Here is an 18025-nt window from a genome sequence, read left to right as displayed (position 1 = left end):
GCTTTCGTCTGCATGATCCGAACGAGAGGCCCCGCGTCCGATCCGTACGGACGCGAAGAGCCTTCCGCTACGCCGAAACCGACCGCATAACGAATACAGGAGACAAGGACCCCATGGCGATCCGCGTGATGCTCGTCGACGACCAGGCGCTGCTGCGCACCGGCTTCCGGATGGTGCTCGCCGCGCAGCCGGACATGGAGGTCGTCGCCGAGGCCGGCGACGGAGCGGAGGCGATCGAGAATCTCCGCTCCACCGCGGTCGACGTGGTGCTGATGGACGTGCGCATGCCCCGGCTGGACGGCGTCGAGGCCACCCGCCGGATCTGTGAGCAGCCCGATGCGCCCAAGGTCCTGATCCTGACGACGTTCGACCTCGACGAGTACGCCTTCTCGGGGCTGAAGGCGGGTGCCAGCGGCTTCATGCTCAAGGACGTGCCGCCGGGCGAACTGCTCGCCGCGATCCGTTCCGTGCACAGCGGCGACGCCGTCGTCGCCCCGTCCACCACCCGCCGGCTGCTCGACCGCTTCTCGTCGATGCTGCCCAGCGGCAAGGCCGAGCCGCAGCACAAGGACGTCGCCAAGCTCACCGAACGCGAACGCGAGGTGATGCTGCTGGTCGCCCAGGGGCTGTCGAACGGCGAGATCGCGGGGCGGCTGGTGCTCTCCGAGGCGACCGTGAAGACGCACGTCGGCCGCATCCTCACCAAGCTGGGTCTGCGCGACCGGGTGCAGGTCGTGGTCCTCGCGTACGAGACCGGTCTGGTGCGCGCCGGGGGCGGGGCGGGCTGAGTCGGTGGGCGCGCTGGTATGGGTCAACGGCCCGTTCGGCGGGGGCAAGACCCAGACGGCGTACGAGCTGCGGCGTCGGCTGCCCGGCAGCGTGGTCTGCGATCCGGAGCACGTCGGCTTCGGGCTGCACCGGACGCTGCCGCCCGCGCTGCGCGGCGACTTCCAGGATCTGCCGGCCTGGCGGCGGGGCGTGCACGACATGCTCGACATCGCCCTGCGCGGGCACCCCGGCACGGTCGTCGCCCCGATGACCCTGGTCGACCCCGGCTACTTCGCGGAGATCGTCGGGCGGCTGCGCGAGGACGGGCACGCGGTGCACCACTTCGCCCTGCTCGCCGAGCGCGCGACGGTGCTGAACCGGCTGCGTGAACGCGGGCTGGGGCGCGGCCTCGGGCGCGAGAGCTTCGCCGTCGCGAAACTGGACCACTGCCTGGAGCGGCTGGAGGGCGCGGAGTTCGCCGAGCACATCCGTACCGACCGGATGACGGTTCCCCAGGTCGCCGACCGGATCGCCGCATCGGCGGGGCTCACGCTGCTGCCGGACACGGACAGCGCGCTGCGGCACCGGGTGCGGCGGGCCTGGACGGGGATCCGGCACATCCGCTTCGACTGAGGGGGACGCCCGGCACCGCCCGGCAGCCCCTCAGCGCAGGATTCCCTCCAGGAAGTCACTGCCGAGCCGAGCCACCACGGTCAGGTCCAGCTGGTGCAGGACATACCGGCCGCGGCGCCGGGTCGTGACCAGACCCGCCTTCTTGAGCACCGTGAGGTGGCGGGAGACCTCGGGGGCGGTGATGCCGTGGAAGTCCGCGAGTTCCCCGGTCGTGTACGGCGAGCGGGCGATGTTGCGGCACAGCCGCATCCGCATCGGGTGGGCCAGCGCCTCCATCCGCACCTGGAGCAGTTCGACGGAGGCGGGGGAGGGCAGTTCGGGCCGGTGTACCGGGTAGTGGATCACCGGCCGCCACCCGGGGGCGTGCAGCACCATCAGGTGCGGCCAGCCGAAACTGGTCGGGATGAGCGTGAGCCCGGCGCCGACGGCCGGGTCGGTGGCGTCGGTCGAGCCGTCGGAGAGCTTGTCGACGCTGATCCGCTTCCCGTCCTCGTCGACGGAGAGCGCGGCGGAGACCGCTCCCATCGCCTCGGTGAGCCCCTTGTGCCGCAGCAGGTCCGTCTTGTGCCGGGCGTCGGCCACCAGCTGGACCCGCACCCGCTGCCAGGTGTCCGCGAAGAACGCCTGGTCGCAGTCCTCGAACAAGCGCCGGATCCAGCGGCGTACGGGGGCGGGGTCGGTCAGCAGCCGCTGGGTGAACTCCAGCTGCTGCGGGCCCCGCGCCGCCGCCACGTCCATGGCCCGGGCGCGCATCCCGGCATCGTGGAGCGGAGAGGCGGAGCCGGGCCCGTAGAGGTGGGCGCAGGTGAACTCCAGGGCCGCGGCGACGAACCTCTCGTCGTCCAGCCGGTCCAGGATGTCCAGGTCCTCGGTGAGGCCGGCGCCCGTCCTGCCGTTGCCGCCGACGACACCGGCGAACGGCATGAAGATGTCCGAGAACGTGTTCCGCCACAGGAAGTCGGCCTCGTGCAGCCGGTCGGCCAGATCCGGTTCCAGAGCCGTGGTGGTGGCCGTCGCCCAGCCGTGCACCCCGGGGTGGTGGCCCGGCTCCGCGAGCGCGTGGAGGGCGACCCCCAGCTCGACGAGGGGGGAGGTCTCGAAGACGATGCGTCCGGGGTCGAGGCCCGCGATGTCGATGGTTACGCTCACCCGTCCATGGTGCGGGGTCGCGGCGGCTGCCCGGATCCGGATTGACGGCAGTCGTCAATCGGCGGCGTCGAGCCCGGCGGCCTCACCCTCATCCGGGGGCGTCGAGCGCGGGGGCCTCGCCCTGATCCGGCGGCGTCGAGCGCGGCGGCCTCTCCCCGGTGGCCTCACCCCTGCGCGGCCACCCGTCCCACGAACTCCGCCGCCGCCGCGCGGACGTCCGCCGCCGTCCACTCCAGCCCCGCCTCCGACACCGTGACCTCGGTGAACGACAGCCCGGGCGGGCCCGCCGGAGCCGGGTACCACCTGCGGAACAGGGCCACGCCCGTCTCCTCCGCCTGCCGCACCGCCGCCTGGGACAGGACGTCCGGCGGGTAGGGGAGCCACACCTGGAACTGGTGGGTGTGGGGCGGCTCGGGATGGACCCGGAACCACCCGGCACCCGCCTCCGCGAACCCCTCGGCCAGCGCCGCGGCGACCACCTTCGCCTGCGCCACGTACGACGGCAGCCTGGGCAGCTCCCGGTCCAGGCCGATCAGGGCGGAGATCGCCGCGGGGAACTGCTGGAAGAGCTGGCCGCCGTACCGGTGGCGCCAGGTGCGGGCCTCCTCGACCAGCGAGGCGGAACCGGCGAGCGCGGCCCCGGAGAGTCCGCCGAGGGTCTTGTAGAACGACACGTACACGCTGTCGGCGAGCGCAGCGATCTCCGGCAGTTCCCGCCCGAAGTGCGACGCGCACTCCCACAGCCGCGCCCCGTCGAAGTGGACGACCGCGTCGCGTTCGCGGGCCGCCGCCACCACGGCCTCCAGCTCCTCCCACGTGGGCAGGACGAAGCCCGCGTCGCGCAGCGGCAGCTCCAGCATCAGGGTGCCGAAGGGCTCCGCGAAGTCACGGATCTCGTCCGCCGTGGGCAGGCGCGGCTCGGTCGTCGGGTGGACGGTGCGCAGCCCGCTCACCGCCCCCAGCGCGCCGCGCTCGTGCCCCTCCGGGTGGGACAGCGGATGGAGGGCCACCGTGGGGTTGCCGGTGCGGCCGGCCCAGCAGCGCAGGGCGACCTGCTGCGCCATCGTCCCGGTCGGGAAGAACGCGGCGGCCTCGGTGCCGAGCAGTCCGGCGATCCGCTGCTCCAGCTCGGCGACGACGCCGTCGCCGTAGATGTCGGCGGGCCGGTCCACTTCGGTGACGGTGGCCGCGCCCGCGGTCAGTGCCGCCAGCTGCTCGCCGAGCGAACGGTCCACCGGCATCCGGGACAGGATCCGCTCGGCCTGCCGCCACGCGGTGATGCTGCGCAGCCGCTGCTGATCGGCCTCCTCGTCCCCGTTCCCGCGGGGGACCTCCGGTCCGTCCGCCAACCCGTCGCGCACCTGCTCGTTTATGTCTGCCATGGGACGATCATCACGCAGAACGCAGCCGCTGCCCACAGGATATGGACGCCCGCCGGCCGGGCCGGTGCTGCCGCGTCCCGCACTGTCCACAGCCTGTGGACAGCCGGGGGCCCGGACGAAGTGCTGGCGTAGCATGCAGAGGAATCGTCCGGTACCCCCCGCGGACTGGAACGGAAGGCCACTGCCGCGTGAACGCAATGACTCCCCAGGAGCCCCTCGACGCGAGGGACCGCCCCGCCCGTCTCACCGTCGGCGTCGTCGGCGCGGGCCGCGTCGGCCCCGCCCTCGCCGCTGCCCTGGCCCTCGCCGGGCACCGCCCGGTCGCCGTGTCGGGCGTCTCCGCCGCCTCGGTGCGCCGAGCCGCCACCCTGCTCCCCGACGTCCCCCTGGTGACGCCCGCCGAGGTCCTCGCGCGCGCGGAACTGGTCCTGCTGACCGTGCCCGACGACGCCCTGCCGGGGCTCGTCGAGGGCCTCGCCGAGACCGGTGCGGTGCGCCCCGGCCAGCTGATCGTCCACACCTCGGGGCGGTACGGGACGAAGGTGCTGGATCCCGCGCTGCGGGCCGGCGCCCTGCCACTGGCCCTGCACCCCGCGATGACGTTCACCGGCACCTCGGTGGACGTCCAGCGGCTGGCGGGCTGCTCCTTCGGGGTCACGGCCCCCGAGCAGCTGCGGCTCGCCGCCGAGGCGCTGGTCATCGAGATGGGCGGCGAGCCCGAGTGGATCGCCGAGGAGTCCCGTCCGCTCTACCACGCGGCTCTCGCGCTCGGCGCGAACCACCTGGTCACCCTGGTCGCCCAGTCGATGGAGCTGCTGCGCACGGCGGGGGTCACCGCCCCCGACCGGATGCTCGGCCCGCTGCTCGGCGCCGCTCTGGACAACGCCCTGCGCTCCGGTGACGCCGCCCTGACCGGCCCGGTCGCCCGGGGCGACGCGGGCACGGTCGCCGCGCACATCGGCGAGCTGCGCACCCACGCCCCGCAGACGGTGGCCGGTTACGTCGCGATGGCCCGCGCCACCGCCGACCGCGCGCTCGCCCACGGCATGCTCAAGCCGGAGCTCGCCGAGGACCTGCTCGGCGTCCTGGCCGACGGCTCGGGCGCATCCGGCGGCGCCGGCCGCGGACCGGAGGAGTCCCGATGACCGCATCCGCCGCCACTGTGCTCCGTACCGCCGCCGAACTGGCGGAGTACGCCCCCGAGGGCGGCCGGGCCGAGCGCGCCGTCGTCATGACGATGGGGGCCCTGCACGAGGGCCACGCCTCCCTGATCCAAACCGCGCGTGCGGTTGTGGGACCGGCCGGCCAGGTCGTCGTCACCGTCTTCGTCAACCCGCTCCAGTTCGGCGAGAGCGCCGACCTCGACCGCTACCCGCGCACCCTGGACGCCGATCTCGCCGTGGCCGGCGCGGCCGGCGCCGACGTGGTCTTCGCTCCGTCCGTCGACGAGGTCTACCCGGGCGGCGAACCCCAGGTCCGGATCTCGGCGGGCCCGATGGGCGAGCGTCTGGAAGGCGCCTCACGCCCCGGGCACTTCGACGGCATGCTCACCGTCGTCGCCAAGCTGCTCCACCCCACCCGTCCCGATGTCGCGTTCTTCGGGCAGAAGGACGCCCAGCAGCTGGCGCTGATCCGCCGCATGGTGCGCGATCTGAACTTCCCCGTGGAGATCGTGGGCGTGGAGACGGCGAGGGAGGCCGACGGCCTGGCGCTCTCCAGCCGCAACCGCTTCCTCGACCCGCACGAGCGCCACACCGCGCTCGCCCTGTCCCGCGCTCTGTTCGCGGCCCGTGACCGGCTCGCCGCCCAGCAGGCGCTGCACGCCCGCGCGCAGGCGGCGGGCGCGACGGAGGGCCGGGCCGCCGGACTCACCCGCCTCGGCGAGGCCAGGCTGGCGGCCGACGCCCAGGCGGTCGCCAGGGCCCGGCCGGACGCGGGCCCCGCCGCCGTGCGCGCGGCGGCCCGTGCGGTCCTGGACGACGCCGCGGCCGAGCAGCCCCCGCTCGCCCTCGACTACGTGGCGCTCGTGGACCCGGCGGACTTCACCGAGATCCCCGACGACCGCACCGCGGGCGACGCGATCCTCGCCGTCGCCGCCCGGGTCGGTACCACCCGCCTCATCGACAACATCCCCCTGACCTTCGGAGCCACCGCGTGACCGGAATACGGCTGACCGCCCCCGCCCCCGGCTGGTCCATCGACGCCGATGTCGTGGTCGTCGGCTCCGGCGTGGCCGGTCTCACCACCGCCCTGCGCTGCGCCGCCGCCGGCCTCGCCACCGTCGTCGTCACCAAGGCCCGCCTCGACGACGGCTCCACCCGCTGGGCCCAGGGCGGCGTCGCCGCCGCCCTGGGTGAGGGCGACACTCCGGAACAGCACCTGGACGACACCCTGGTCGCCGGTGCGGGCCTGTGCGACGAGACGGCGGTCCGCACCCTCGTCACCGAGGGCCCCGACGCCGTACGCCGGCTGATCGGCACCGGCGCCCACTTCGACACCGCGGACGACGGCACCATCGCACTGGGCCGCGAGGGCGGTCACCACCGCCGCCGCATCGCCCACGCGGGCGGCGACGCGACGGGCGCGGAGATCTCCCGCGCCCTGGTCGAAGCGGTCCGGGAAGCCGCCCTGCACACCGTCGAGAACGCCCTCGTGCTCGACCTGCTCACCGACGCCGTAGGCCGTACCGCGGGCGTCACCCTGCACGTCATGGGCGAGGGCCAGCACGACGGGGTCGGCGCGGTCAACGCCCCCGCGGTCATCCTCGCCACCGGCGGTATGGGCCAGGTCTTCTCCGCCACCACCAACCCGCCGGTCGCCACCGGCGACGGCGTGGCACTGGCGCTGCGGGCGGGCGCGGAGGTCTCGGACCTCGAATTCGTCCAGTTCCACCCCACGGTCCTCTTCCTCGGCGCCGGTGCCGAGGGCCAGCAGCCGCTCGTCTCGGAAGCGGTACGGGGCGAGGGCGCCCATCTCGTCGACGCCCACGGCACGCGTTTCATGCTCGGGCAGCACGAGCTGGCCGAGCTTGCCCCGCGCGACATCGTCGCCAAGGCCATCACCCGCCAGATGCAGCTGCACGGCACCGAGCACATGTACCTCGACGCCCGCCACTTCGGCGCCACGATGTGGGAGCAGCACTTCCCCACCATCCTGGCGGCCTGCCGGGCCCATGGCATCGACCCGGTCACCGAGCCGATCCCGATCGCCCCGGCCGCGCACCACGCCTCCGGCGGCATCCGCACCGACCTGCGGGGACGTACGACCGTGCCCGGCCTGTACGCCTGCGGCGAGGTCGCCTGCACCGGGGTGCACGGCGCGAACCGGCTGGCGTCCAACTCGCTCCTGGAAGGCCTCGTCTTCGCCGAGCGCATCGCGGCCGACATCGTCGCCGACCGGCCCCGGTCCTCCGCCGCCACCGTCGCCGACCACCCCGCGCCCTCCCCGCTGCTGCCTCCCGAGGCCCGGAGCACGATCCAGCGCATCATGACCCGCGGCGCCGGCGTCGTGCGTTCCGCCGACAGCCTCGCCAGGGCCGCCGAGGAGCTGGAGGACCTGCACCGCAGCGCGTTCCTGAAGGCCGGGGCGGCCGAGCCCAAGGACGCGGTGCCCGGCGTCGAGGCCTGGGAGGTCACCAACCTGCTCCTCGTCTCCCGGGTCCTGGTCGCCGCCGCCCGGCAGCGCGAGGAGACCCGGGGCTGCCACTGGCGCGAGGACCGGCCCGAGCGCGACGACGAGGACTGGCGCCGCCACCTCGTCGTGAAGCTCACCCCGGACCGGCAGCTCGTCCTCCGTCGGACGGATACCGAGGCGTTCGGGCCCGTACGGCCGTCCGGGGCAGCAGACTGCGCAGCGACAGGCACCACCCACCCCACTCCCGAGGAGCCGTAACCGTGAGCACGCCCGAAGAGAATCCGCGCCCCACACCCGTGGACGTACCGCTGATCCAGATCGGCGCGCCCGCATCCGCCGCGGGCGGCTGCGGTGACGGCTGCGGCTGCGGCGGGGAGGACGGCTACGACCTGGACGCCCTGGAGTGCGGCCTGGACCCCGCGCTCGCCCAGCTCCTCGCCGAGGCAGGCCTGGACCCGGTCACCGTCGAGGACGTCGCGCACGTCGCGATCGAGGAGGACCTCGACGGCGGGGTGGACGTCACGACCGTCGCCACCGTCTCCGAGGACGCCGTGGCCACCGGCGACTTCACCGCCCGTGAGGCGGGCGTCGTGGCAGGTCTGCGCGTGGCCGAGGCCGTGCTCTCCATCATCTGCACCGACGCGTTCGAGGTCGAGCGGCACGTCGAGGACGGCGACCGCGTCGTCCCCGGCCAGAAGCTGCTGACCGTCACCACCCGTACCCGTGACCTGCTCACCGGCGAGCGCAGCGCGCTCAACCTGCTGTGCCGGCTCTCCGGTATCGCCACCGCCACCCGCGCCTGGGCCGACGTGCTGGAGGGCACGAAGGCCAAGGTCCGCGACACCCGCAAGACGACTCCGGGCCTGCGCGCCCTGGAGAAGTACGCGGTGCGCTGCGGCGGCGGGGTCAACCACCGCATGTCGCTGTCCGACGCCGCGCTGGTCAAGGACAACCACGTGATCGCGGCGGGCGGGGTCGCCGAGGCGTTCAAGCGGGTCAGGCAGGAGTTCCCGGACCTCGCGATCGAGGTCGAGGTCGACACGATGGAGCAGGTCACCGAGGTCCTGGACGCGGGTGCCGATCTGATCCTGCTGGACAACTTCACGCCCTCGCAGACGGCCGAGGCCGTCGCGCTCGTCAGCGGCCGCGCGGTCCTGGAGTCCTCGGGCCGGCTGTCCCTCGACTCCGCCCGCGCCTACGCGGAGGCCGGAGTGGACTACCTGGCCGTCGGCGCGCTGACCCACTCCTCGCCGATCCTCGACATCGGCCTGGACTTCCGCGACACCGACGAGGCCGGCGTCTGATGCTGCTCACCATCGACGTCGGCAACACCCACACGGTCCTCGGGCTGTTCGACGGTGAGGAGATCGTCGAGCACTGGCGCATCTCCACCGACTCCCGCCGTACCGCCGACGAGCTCGCGGTGCTGCTTCAGGGCCTGATGGGGATGCACCCGCTGCTGGGCATGGAGCTGGGCGACGGCATCGAGGGCATCGCGATCTGCTCCACGGTCCCTGCCGTCCTGCACGAGCTGCGCGAGGTGACCCGCCGCTACTACGGCGACGTCCCCGCCGTCCTCGTCGAGCCGGGCATCAAGACCGGGGTGCCGATCCTGATGGACAACCCGAAGGAGGTCGGCGCGGACCGCATCATCAACGCGGTCGCCGCCGTCGACCTGTACGGCGGTCCGGCGATCGTCGTCGACTTCGGCACGGCCACCACCTTCGACGCGGTCTCCGCCCGGGGTGAGTACACCGGCGGCGTCATCGCGCCCGGCATCGAGATCTCGGTCGAGGCGCTCGGCGTCAAGGGCGCCCAGCTGCGCAAGATCGAGCTGGCCCGGCCGCGCAGCGTGATCGGCAAGAACACCGTCGAGGCCATGCAGGCGGGCATCATCTACGGCTTCGCCGGCCAGGTCGACGGTGTCGTGGGACGGATGAAGAAGGAGCTGGCCGCAGACCCCGACGACGTCACGGTCATCGCGACGGGCGGCCTTGCTCCGATGGTGCTGGGCGAGTCCTCCGTCATCGACGAGCACGAGCCCTGGCTCACGCTCATCGGACTGCGTCTGGTGTACGAGCGCAACGTGTCGCGCCTCTGATCAGCGCCGCGCGGCGGCACGGCGGCCCCCGCGCCGCCGCGCCGCCGACAGCCAGTTAAACGGATTTTGTCCCTTTAGCACGTATTGTCGCGCTATGCCCACGCCCTACGGATCACGCGGCGGTATGGCGTTCAGCGCGGACGAGCTGCGAGTGCTCCGCCGTGCCCTCGCCATCGCCCTCCACCCCGCGCCCCTGCCCGACGAGGACGTCCAGGACTGCCTGCGGCTAGCGGGCTCCGTCGACGAGGCGGTCGGTGAGGCCGGACGGCTGCGCGCCTTCCTCCTCGCCGACCTCGTCCGCTACCGCAACGCCCTCCCCGGCTCCCTCAGCGGCTATCTGGAGCGCCTCCAGGACGCCTTGGCCGCCGGTTACGACCCCCGCCCCGAGGATCTGGCCGCGCTCCGTGCCCTGCGCGGCGGACCGGTCGCCGCGGCGCTCCTGGAGCGCTGCCAGGTGCTCGCCGAGCGCTCGGTGCGGGCCCGCCTCGCCGGACGCGCGGTGTCCGCGACGGCGCCCGCGCCGCGCAGCCGGCTGCTCGCACTGCCCGGCGGGCGGGCCGCGGAGCCCGAGAAGCCGAAGACCCCGGCGGCCCCGGCCCCACCGTCGGAACGCCCGGCGCCGAAGCCCTCCGAGGTCTTCCCGCCCCGCCGCCGCCCGGTCCCGCCACCGCAGCAACGCGCCGCGGGGTAGGTCCTTCCACCGGGCGCGACCGGGCTCGCTACTCTGGACGCCATGGACTACGTATCCGCGCTCGTGCCCCCCGTGGTGATGGCAGCCTTCTTCATCGGTCTGGTCGTGACGATCGTCAAGAGCCAGGGCGGGCCGAACAAGGGCAAGGAGGACGCGGCCGTCGACGCCGCGATCAGCCGCGCGGAAGCGGCCCACCAGGCACCGCGCGCCGACGGGGTCTGACCTCCCGGTCCCGCGCACCACACGTACGAAGGGCGTACGGCTCCCGAGAGCCGTACGCCCTTTTGTCGTGCGAATAACCCGTCATTCCAGACATTTGCTACTAGGGTGGCGCTGTGCCCCGCCAATTGGGAGAGCTGGAAGACGCCGTGATGACGCGGGTCTGGCAATGGAACCGACCGGTCACCGTACGGGAAGTCCTTGAAGACCTTCAGCAGGAGCGGTCCATCGCCTACACGACCGTCATGACGGTTATGGACAATCTCCATCAGAAGGGCTGGGTGCGCCGGGAAGTGGACGGCCGCGCATATCGATATACGGCGGTCTCCACCCGCGCCGCGTACTCGGCCGCACTGATGAACGAAGCCTGGTCGCAGAGCGACAACCAGGCCGCCGCGCTGGTGGCGTTCTTCGGCATGATGTCGGCCGAGCAGCTCGAAGCCCTCCGGGACGCCATGCGCATCGTTCTGCCCACTCTTCCCGAGGGTGCCGTTCGGGCGGTCGGTGAAGTGGCCGGTGAAGACGCGGGTGAAGTGGCCGGTGAAGACGCCGGTGGCGGATCGGGCGAAGGCGCCGAAGCGGCCGATGGCGCGGAGCCGGACGCCGGGCGATAGCGTCGGGGTATGTCCTCAGAGCTTCCGCATACCGATTTCCAGACCGATCCGTCGGTTATAAACGTGGCCATCACCGTCCGTCGTGCGAGGACGAGCGATGTGGCCTCGGTCCGGCGTCTCCTCGACGGCTACGTGCGAGAAGGCATCCTGCTCGACAAAGCGACGGTCACGCTTTACGAGGACATCCAGGAGTTCTGGATCGCCGAACGGGACGAGGACGCCCGGGTCATCGGATGCGGTGCACTGCATGTGATGTGGGAAGACCTGGCCGAAGTGCGTACTCTCGCCGTCGATCACAGCGTCAAGGGTGCCGGAGTCGGACATCAAGTACTGGACAAGTTGCTGCAGACCGCCCGCTGGCTTGGGGTGCGGCGGGTTTTCTGCCTGACCTTCGAAGTCGACTTCTTCGCGAAGCACGGCTTCGTGGAGATCGGAGAGACACCGGTCGACGGAGATGTCTACAGCGAGCTGCTGCGTTCCTATGACGAGGGTGTCGCGGAGTTCCTCGGTCTCGAACGAGTGAAGCCGAACACCTTGGGTAACAGCCGGATGCTTCTGCACCTGTGACCCGTAGGAAGAAGACCGATCCCTATGTCCGAATCGCGCACGTTTCCCGTCTTCTTGCGCTCCTGAACCTCTCCCGGGGGTTTGTGTTTTCCGGTGAAAAGCGGTTTCCTTTCCGCGTACTCCATTTTCGATGAAAGGAAATCCCGGTGGCGCAGAAGGTTCAGGTCCTTCTTGTTGACGACCTCGACGGTGGCGAGGCGGACGAGACCGTGACGTTCGCTCTCGATGGCAAGACGTACGAGATTGACCTCACCACGAGCAACGCGGACAAGCTGCGGTCCCTTCTTGAGCCGTACGCGAAGAGCGGCCGGCGCACCGGTGGCCGTGCGGCGTCCGGTCGTGGCAAGGGCCGCGCCGTTTCGGGCGGCAACAAGGACACCGCCGAGATCCGTAAGTGGGCGCGCGAGAACGGCAAGAATGTGAATGACCGCGGTCGCGTTCCCGCGGAGATCCGTGAGGCTTACGAGCAGGCCAACGGCTGAGCAGCCGTTTTCCCGGGGTGCGTTCCGGCCCGGGCGCGCGTCAGGCGGGCCCGGTGGCATTCCGTCGCGACGGCGTCCACGAGCCGGATGAGATCGGGAGCAGCATCCCCACTCCTGCTCCCGAAGCCGGAGAGGGCCGGGAACACCGGTCCCCCCTCCTGCTCGTGGGGTGGGCAGGGGGGCCGCAGCCATACGGCGGCCCCCGGCGGACCCGGCCGGCCCGGTGGCGGCGGTGCGGTGATCCGTCCGCCCGCGCCGAGAGCGGTCAGGGCGAGGGTGACCCCGCCCCACTCCAGCCAGTCGAGCAGCCCGGGCAGTTCGTCCGCGCTTCCCGGCGCCACCAGAAAACTCATCCGCCTGCCGGTCAGTGCCACAGGACCGGTCCGGCCCACCCGTCGCAGCGCCGAGTGGCCGGCGGCGGCAGGGACGACGAGCGCGTCGAACCGCAGCCCCGTCAGCAGCCGCACCGGCGCGCTGCCGGCCGTGGCCCAGTCGAGCTCCTGCTCGTACCACCGGGCACACGCGCCGCGTGACGCGCCATCGGCACGGCCGCCCCGCTCTGCGGGGAGCGCGGTGCGCGGAGGCGGGACGGTGAGGGTCATGACGGAAGAACTCCCGATCCGCGCCAAGAGTTACGCAGAGTCCTTGATCGAACGCATAGGGTGTCCGGGTTGAGGGCGTACGGGCGCATTCGGGAGCACGAAGATGTTCGCCCGTAGCGGAGGGAACCCGCGTACGCCGCATGGACTGTCTGTAATTGCGGGTAGGACATCCCTAGTGGGGAGGGGCGACACGCAAGCCAAGGACGTCTCACGTTCGCCATCGGCGTACCGGCGATAGGGGTATCTGCCTGGCCTGCGGGAACATCGTCTCGCACCATCGGGTTGGAGCAGGTGTCGGCGTTCGGGGCGCGTGATCCCCCGGGAAGCAGGGCCGGGTGTCGGCAGTTGAAATGAGCGGTCCCCGCTTGCGGGACTAAGCTGCGGAAGGACAGGGAGGGGACCGACCCCTTACTGCCTGACCGCTCTGAGGAGCGATTAACGATGTTCGAGAGGTTCACCGACCGCGCGCGGCGGGTTGTCGTCCTGGCTCAGGAAGAAGCCCGGATGCTCAACCACAACTACATCGGCACCGAGCACATCCTCCTGGGCCTGATCCACGAGGGTGAGGGTGTCGCCGCTAAGGCCCTGGAGAGCCTCGGGATTTCGCTCGAGGCGGTCCGCCAGCAGGTGGAGGAGATCATCGGGCAGGGCCAGCAGGCTCCGTCCGGGCACATCCCCTTCACCCCCCGAGCCAAGAAGGTCCTGGAGCTGTCGCTCCGCGAGGCCCTTCAGCTCGGCCACAACTACATCGGCACCGAGCACATCCTGCTCGGCCTGATCCGCGAGGGCGAGGGCGTCGCCGCCCAGGTCCTCGTGAAGCTGGGCGCCGACCTGAACCGGGTGCGCCAGCAGGTCATCCAGCTGCTGTCCGGCTACTCGGGCGGCAAGGAGGCGGCCACAGCGGGCGGCCCCGCGGAGGGCACGCCCTCCACGTCGCTGGTCCTCGACCAGTTCGGCCGGAATCTCACCCAGGCCGCTCGTGAATCCAAGCTCGACCCGGTCATCGGGCGCGAGAAGGAGATCGAGCGGGTCATGCAGGTGCTGTCCCGCCGTACGAAGAACAACCCGGTCCTCATCGGCGAGCCCGGCGTCGGCAAGACGGCGGTCGTCGAGGGCCTGGCGCAGGCCATCGTCAAGGGCGAGGTGCCCGAGACCCTCAAGGACAAGCACCTCTACACCCTCGACCTCGGTGCGCTGGTCGCCGGCTCCCGCTACCGCGGTGACTTCGAGGAGCGCCTGAAGAAGGTCCTCAAGGAGATCCGCACCCGCGGCGACATCATCCTGTTCATCGACGAGCTCCACACCCTCGTGGGTGCGGGCGCCGCCGAGGGCGCGATCGACGCGGCGAGCATCCTCAAGCCCATGCTGGCGCGAGGCGAGCTCCAGACCATCGGTGCCACCACGCTCGACGAGTACCGCAAGCACCTGGAGAAGGACGCGGCCCTCGAGCGCCGCTTCCAGCCCATCCAGGTCGCGGAGCCGTCGCTGCCGCACACGATCGAGATCCTCAAGGGCCTGCGCGACCGCTACGAGGCCCACCACCGCGTGTCCATCACGGACGAGGCGCTGGTCCAGGCCGCGACGCTGGCCGACCGCTACATCTCGGACCGCTTCCTGCCGGACAAGGCGATCGACCTGATCGACGAGGCCGGTTCCCGGATGCGCATCCGCCGGATGACCGCGCCGCCGGACCTCCGCGAGTTCGACGAGAAGATCGCGGGCGTGCGTCGCGACAAGGAGTCGGCCATCGACTCCCAGGACTTCGAGAAGGCGGCGTCTCTCCGTGACAAGGAGAAGCAGCTGCTGGCGGCGAAGGCCAAGCGCGAGAAGGAGTGGAAGGCCGGCGACATGGACGTCGTGGCCGAGGTCGACGGCGAGCTCATCGCCGAGGTCCTCGCCACCGCGACCGGCATCCCGGTCTTCAAGCTGACGGAGGAGGAGTCCTCCCGTCTGCTGCGCATGGAGGACGAGCTCCACAAGCGCGTCATCGGGCAGAAGGACGCCATCAAGGCCCTCTCGCAGGCGATCCGCCGTACGCGAGCCGGTCTGAAGGACCCGAAGCGCCCGGGTGGCTCGTTCATCTTCGCCGGTCCGTCCGGTGTCGGTAAGACCGAGCTGTCCAAGACGCTCGCCGAGTTCCTCTTCGGCGACGAGGACGCGCTGATCGCCCTCGACATGTCGGAGTTCAGCGAGAAGCACACGGTTTCCCGCCTCTTCGGCTCGCCCCCCGGCTACGTGGGTTACGAGGAGGGCGGCCAGCTCACCGAGAAGGTGCGCCGCAAGCCGTTCTCCGTCGTCCTCTTCGACGAGGTCGAGAAGGCCCACCCCGACATCTTCAACTCCCTGCTCCAGATCCTGGAGGACGGTCGCCTGACCGACTCCCAGGGCCGGGTCGTGGACTTCAAGAACACGGTCATCATCATGACGACCAACCTCGGGACCCGGGACATCTCCAAGGGCTTCAACCTGGGCTTCGCCGCCCAGGGCGACGTCAAGACGAACTACGAGCGGATGAAGACGAAGGTCAACGAAGAGCTCAAGCAGCACTTCCGGCCCGAGTTCCTCAACCGCGTCGACGACACGGTCGTCTTCCACCAGCTCACCGAGGAAGACATCATCCAGATCGTCGACCTCATGCTCGCCAAGGTGGACGAGCGTCTGCGGGACCGCGACATGGGCATCGAGCTGAGCCCGGCCGCCAAGTCCCTGCTGGCGAAGAAGGGCTACGACCCCGTGATGGGCGCCCGGCCGCTGCGCCGGACGATCCAGCGCGAGATCGAGGACATCCTCTCCGAGAAGATCCTCTTCGGTGAGCTGCGCCCCGGTCACATCGTGGTCGTCGGCACCGAGGGCGAGGGTGAGGAGCAGAAGTTCACCTTCCGTGGCGAGGAGAAGTCGGCTCTGCCCGACGTCCCCCCGATCGAGCAGGCGGCAGGCGGCGCCGGCCCGAACATGACGAAGGAAGCGTGAGCGGCGCCTAGCGCGCCCGAGCGTACGAAAGGGCGGCCCCGAACCGGTTCACACCGGTTCGGGGCCGCCCTTTCGCTGTTGCGTACACCGTGAGGGGCGCGTCGCGGGGAGGTCCCGGTCGCGTCAGCCCGGCGGGGGCGTAGATCCGCTGGTTGGTCCCGCGCGGCTCCGGGCGCCTCGTCCGGGGCGTGGACGAGCAGGTGACGGGGACGGGACGGACGGGAACGGCCTCGGTGTCCATGCCTACGACGCCCGCAGCGGGAAGCCGCGCCTGACGTACGACGGACGGCAGCGGCGACCTCCAGCGCTGGTACCTGGCGGCAGGCGGCAGGCAGCTCGTCGCCTGGCACGGGGCGGCAGGCAGCTCGTCGCCCCGCACGCGAGGAAGGTGACCGCCCTGCCCGTCGGACAGCGCGGAACCCCCGGCCGAAGGTCCTGAAACGGACGGCCCTTGGTCCCACCGCCGGTGACAAGGCGCACAGCCCGTTCGGGGCGTACTAGCCACGTTAGGAGCCATGGCCGTGATCGCCATCGGGACCTTCGGCCCGGTGACCGGCAGGCATTTCGGGTGTGTGGGGTGAAGTGCGTGGATGGCGGGGTTGTGTCCGGTACGGGTGGTTTCGAACTGGGGTTAAACCCGTCCCGGCGAAGACTTTCGGCTGCTCCTCCGGGGCTCGGAACGGGACCTGCGGCAACGAATTCCCGGGCCTCCTGCTACGGCTTTTCTTCGTAGATGGGGGGTTTGAGTGCATCCGGGGGTGCGGGTTACCAAGGTATGGCCAGCCCGGCACACCGCCGGGTCCAGTCATCCCGGAGGTTTTCCGCTTATGTCGAAGCGCGTTACGTTCCAGACCCGCCGCCCGTCCGCTTCCCGTGTCCGTGGCGCCGTGGTGGCAGCCGGCCTGGGGACGTCGATGGTTCTCGGTGCGGGCGCTGCGTTCGCGGCCGGCACGACGGGTACCCCCAACGCCGCGAGCCTGGCGGGTGCGACCATCGCCGAGTCGGTCGCCCAGCAGGCGGCCGCGCAGGGCAAGGCGGCCGAGCACACCGCGGCCAAGAAGGCCGCGGCGGCCAAGAAGGAAGCCGCCGAGGCGAAGAAGAAGGCGGCCGCCAAGAAGAAGGCCGCTGCCAAGAAGGCCGCGAAGCTCGCCTGGGAGACCCCCGTCCACCACTACGAGCTGAGCGCGAGCTTCGGCAACGACGGCAGCCGCTGGGCGCACAAGCACTCCGGCCAGGACTTCGCCGTGCCGATCGGCACCAAGGTCGAGGCCGCGCACAAGGGCACCGTCGTGAAGGCCGGTCCGAACGGCGGCGGCGACGGTCCCGCGTACGGCAACGCCATCGTGATCAAGCACAGCAACGGCACCTACTCGCAGTACGCGCACCTCTCGAAGATCCAGGTGCACATCGGCGAGCACGTGAAGAAGGGCGAGAAGATCGCCCTCTCCGGCAACACCGGTAACTCCAGCGGCCCGCACCTGCACTTCGAGATCCGGACCACCGCGAACTACGGTTCGGCGGTCAACCCGGTCAACTACCTGCACAAGGAGGGCGTCACGGTCTGACCGACCGGGACACCATCCCCGCTACTGGGCGGAGTCCGGGCCGTGTGCCCGGGTGACCAGTTCGACGGCGACTTCGAGGGCGGCCTTCCGCTTGTCCTCGGGGTCGCCTTCGGCGTCCTTCAGCGCGAGCATGCCGGCGTGCATGGTGAAGAGCGCGCTGAAGCACCGCACCTGATCGGTGAGCGGCGCGTCGGGATCCTTGATCAGGTCGACGAGTCCGAGCACCCGGTCCTTGATCCTCACGCCGATGCTCAGGTCGCGCACGGTCGCCTGGTTCTCCTGCATGAAGCGGAAGAGCGGGGTGGCGCTCGCCAGGGCCTCGCTGTAGCGGCGGAGGATCTCCTTCTTCGTCTCCAGCGTGCGCGGCTGCTCCCTGCCCCAGGCGATCAGTTCCTCGACCGGCCGGTTCAGGTCCTCGAAGATGCTGACCAGGATGTCTTCCTTGGTCTTGAAGTGGTAGTAGAGCGCGGCCTTCGTGACGTCGAGGTGCTCGGCGATCTCCCGCAGCGAGGTCTTCTCGTATCCCTGCTCGGCGAAGAGTTCCAGAGCGACGTCCTGGATGCGCTGCCGGGTGTTGCCCCGGCGCGGCTGCGGCGTGCTGCCCATGGTGCTCTCCCCAAAAAACTTACTTGACGCCCGGCTAGTTACG

18 protein-coding genes are annotated in these 18025 nt (G+C 71.2%); 14 read left to right on the top strand and 4 right to left on the bottom strand.

The window, feature by feature from the left end; translation table 11 throughout:
* Nucleotides 1-113: 113 nt before the first annotated feature.
* Together ACFYPA_RS13700 and ACFYPA_RS13695 are read left to right on the top strand one after the other, a co-directional pair.
* On the top strand, nucleotides 114-788 hold the full coding sequence (locus ACFYPA_RS13700; RefSeq protein ID WP_359080587.1) for a response regulator transcription factor: 675 nt from the start codon (nucleotides 114-116) through the stop codon (nucleotides 786-788).
* 4 nt (nucleotides 789-792) lie between these two features.
* Nucleotides 793-1401, top strand: a complete 609-nt coding sequence (locus ACFYPA_RS13695; protein WP_359080585.1) for an AAA family ATPase — start codon at nucleotides 793-795, stop codon at nucleotides 1399-1401.
* Between the two features lie 30 nt (nucleotides 1402-1431).
* On the opposite strand, the gene ACFYPA_RS13690 is transcribed toward ACFYPA_RS13695, so the two are convergent.
* Together ACFYPA_RS13690 and ACFYPA_RS13685 are read right to left on the bottom strand one after the other, a co-directional pair.
* A complete protein-coding gene (locus ACFYPA_RS13690) occupies nucleotides 1432-2550 on the bottom strand; it encodes a DUF5937 family protein (protein WP_389131782.1) in 1119 nt (372 codons plus the stop codon).
* Between the two features lie 164 nt (nucleotides 2551-2714).
* A complete protein-coding gene (locus ACFYPA_RS13685) occupies nucleotides 2715-3932 on the bottom strand; it encodes a beta-eliminating lyase-related protein (RefSeq protein ID WP_359354198.1) in 1218 nt (405 codons plus the stop codon).
* Nucleotides 3933-4129: 197 nt separating this feature from the next.
* Between ACFYPA_RS13685 and ACFYPA_RS13680 the strand changes: the two genes are divergently transcribed.
* The 10 genes from ACFYPA_RS13680 (at nucleotide 4130) to ACFYPA_RS13635 (ending at nucleotide 12239) form a co-directional block, all read left to right on the top strand.
* Nucleotides 4130-5077, top strand: a complete 948-nt coding sequence (locus ACFYPA_RS13680) for a Rossmann-like and DUF2520 domain-containing protein (protein WP_389132128.1) — start codon at nucleotides 4130-4132, stop codon at nucleotides 5075-5077.
* A complete protein-coding gene (gene panC, locus ACFYPA_RS13675) occupies nucleotides 5074-6090 on the top strand; it encodes a pantoate--beta-alanine ligase (RefSeq protein ID WP_389131781.1) in 1017 nt (338 codons plus the stop codon). Before ACFYPA_RS13680 ends, panC begins: the two co-directional genes overlap by 4 nt.
* Nucleotides 6087-7823, top strand: coding sequence for an L-aspartate oxidase (locus ACFYPA_RS13670; protein ID WP_389131778.1), 1737 nt, complete (start codon nucleotides 6087-6089; stop codon nucleotides 7821-7823). The genes panC and ACFYPA_RS13670 overlap by 4 nt, the downstream gene beginning before the upstream one ends.
* Before the next feature lie 2 nt (nucleotides 7824-7825).
* Complete coding sequence (gene nadC / locus ACFYPA_RS13665) at nucleotides 7826-8869, top strand: carboxylating nicotinate-nucleotide diphosphorylase (protein ID WP_389131776.1); 1044 nt, start codon at nucleotides 7826-7828, stop codon at nucleotides 8867-8869.
* Nucleotides 8869-9666, top strand: coding sequence for a type III pantothenate kinase (locus ACFYPA_RS13660; RefSeq protein ID WP_359080572.1), 798 nt, complete (start codon nucleotides 8869-8871; stop codon nucleotides 9664-9666). Before nadC ends, ACFYPA_RS13660 begins: the two co-directional genes overlap by 1 nt.
* A 124-nt stretch (nucleotides 9667-9790) precedes the next feature.
* Nucleotides 9791-10357 (top strand): hypothetical protein, encoded by a 567-nt coding sequence (locus tag ACFYPA_RS13655; protein ID WP_359081070.1) that lies wholly within the window; start codon nucleotides 9791-9793, stop codon nucleotides 10355-10357.
* Between the two features lie 42 nt (nucleotides 10358-10399).
* Nucleotides 10400-10579 (top strand): hypothetical protein, encoded by a 180-nt coding sequence (locus ACFYPA_RS13650; protein WP_359080571.1) that lies wholly within the window; start codon nucleotides 10400-10402, stop codon nucleotides 10577-10579.
* A gap of 113 nt (nucleotides 10580-10692) precedes the next feature.
* The gene (locus tag ACFYPA_RS13645) at nucleotides 10693-11190 is read left to right on the top strand and encodes a BlaI/MecI/CopY family transcriptional regulator (RefSeq protein WP_359318233.1); all 498 of its coding nucleotides are present in this window, start codon (nucleotides 10693-10695) and stop codon (nucleotides 11188-11190) included.
* Nucleotides 11191-11199: 9 nt separating this feature from the next.
* Nucleotides 11200-11757 (top strand): amino-acid N-acetyltransferase, encoded by a 558-nt coding sequence (locus tag ACFYPA_RS13640; protein ID WP_359080567.1) that lies wholly within the window; start codon nucleotides 11200-11202, stop codon nucleotides 11755-11757.
* Between the two features lie 146 nt (nucleotides 11758-11903).
* The gene (locus ACFYPA_RS13635; RefSeq protein ID WP_359080565.1) at nucleotides 11904-12239 is read left to right on the top strand and encodes an Lsr2 family protein; all 336 of its coding nucleotides are present in this window, start codon (nucleotides 11904-11906) and stop codon (nucleotides 12237-12239) included.
* Here the strand turns inward: ACFYPA_RS13635 and ACFYPA_RS13630 are convergent.
* Entirely contained in the window at nucleotides 12218-12841 is a 624-nt protein-coding gene (locus tag ACFYPA_RS13630) for an SCO3374 family protein (RefSeq protein ID WP_359354201.1), read from the bottom strand. The two genes, ACFYPA_RS13635 and ACFYPA_RS13630, sit on opposite strands and share 22 nt — an antisense overlap.
* A gap of 441 nt (nucleotides 12842-13282) precedes the next feature.
* Here ACFYPA_RS13630 and ACFYPA_RS13625 point away from each other — a divergent pair, with 441 nt between their 5' ends.
* Entirely contained in the window at nucleotides 13283-15811 is a 2529-nt protein-coding gene (locus tag ACFYPA_RS13625) for an ATP-dependent Clp protease ATP-binding subunit (protein WP_350997971.1), read from the top strand.
* An 827-nt stretch (nucleotides 15812-16638) separates the two neighbouring features.
* The gene (locus ACFYPA_RS13620; protein WP_389131771.1) at nucleotides 16639-17376 is read left to right on the top strand and encodes a M23 family metallopeptidase; all 738 of its coding nucleotides are present in this window, start codon (nucleotides 16639-16641) and stop codon (nucleotides 17374-17376) included.
* 21 nt (nucleotides 17377-17397) lie between these two features.
* Here ACFYPA_RS13620 and ACFYPA_RS13615 read toward each other — a convergent pair whose 3' ends face one another.
* Nucleotides 17398-17982 carry a helix-turn-helix domain-containing protein gene (locus ACFYPA_RS13615; protein ID WP_359080559.1) on the bottom strand — a complete coding sequence of 195 codons (585 nt, stop codon included), beginning with the start codon at nucleotides 17980-17982 and terminating at the stop codon, nucleotides 17398-17400.
* Nucleotides 17983-18025 lie beyond the last annotated feature (43 nt).

The organism is Streptomyces sp. NPDC005775, from assembly GCF_042871565.1.
In the GTDB taxonomy this organism is placed as follows: Bacteria; Actinomycetota; Actinomycetes; order Streptomycetales; family Streptomycetaceae; genus Streptomyces.
Note: the sequence above shows the minus strand (reverse complement) of the source record. Positions and strands in the feature narration are given on the sequence as shown.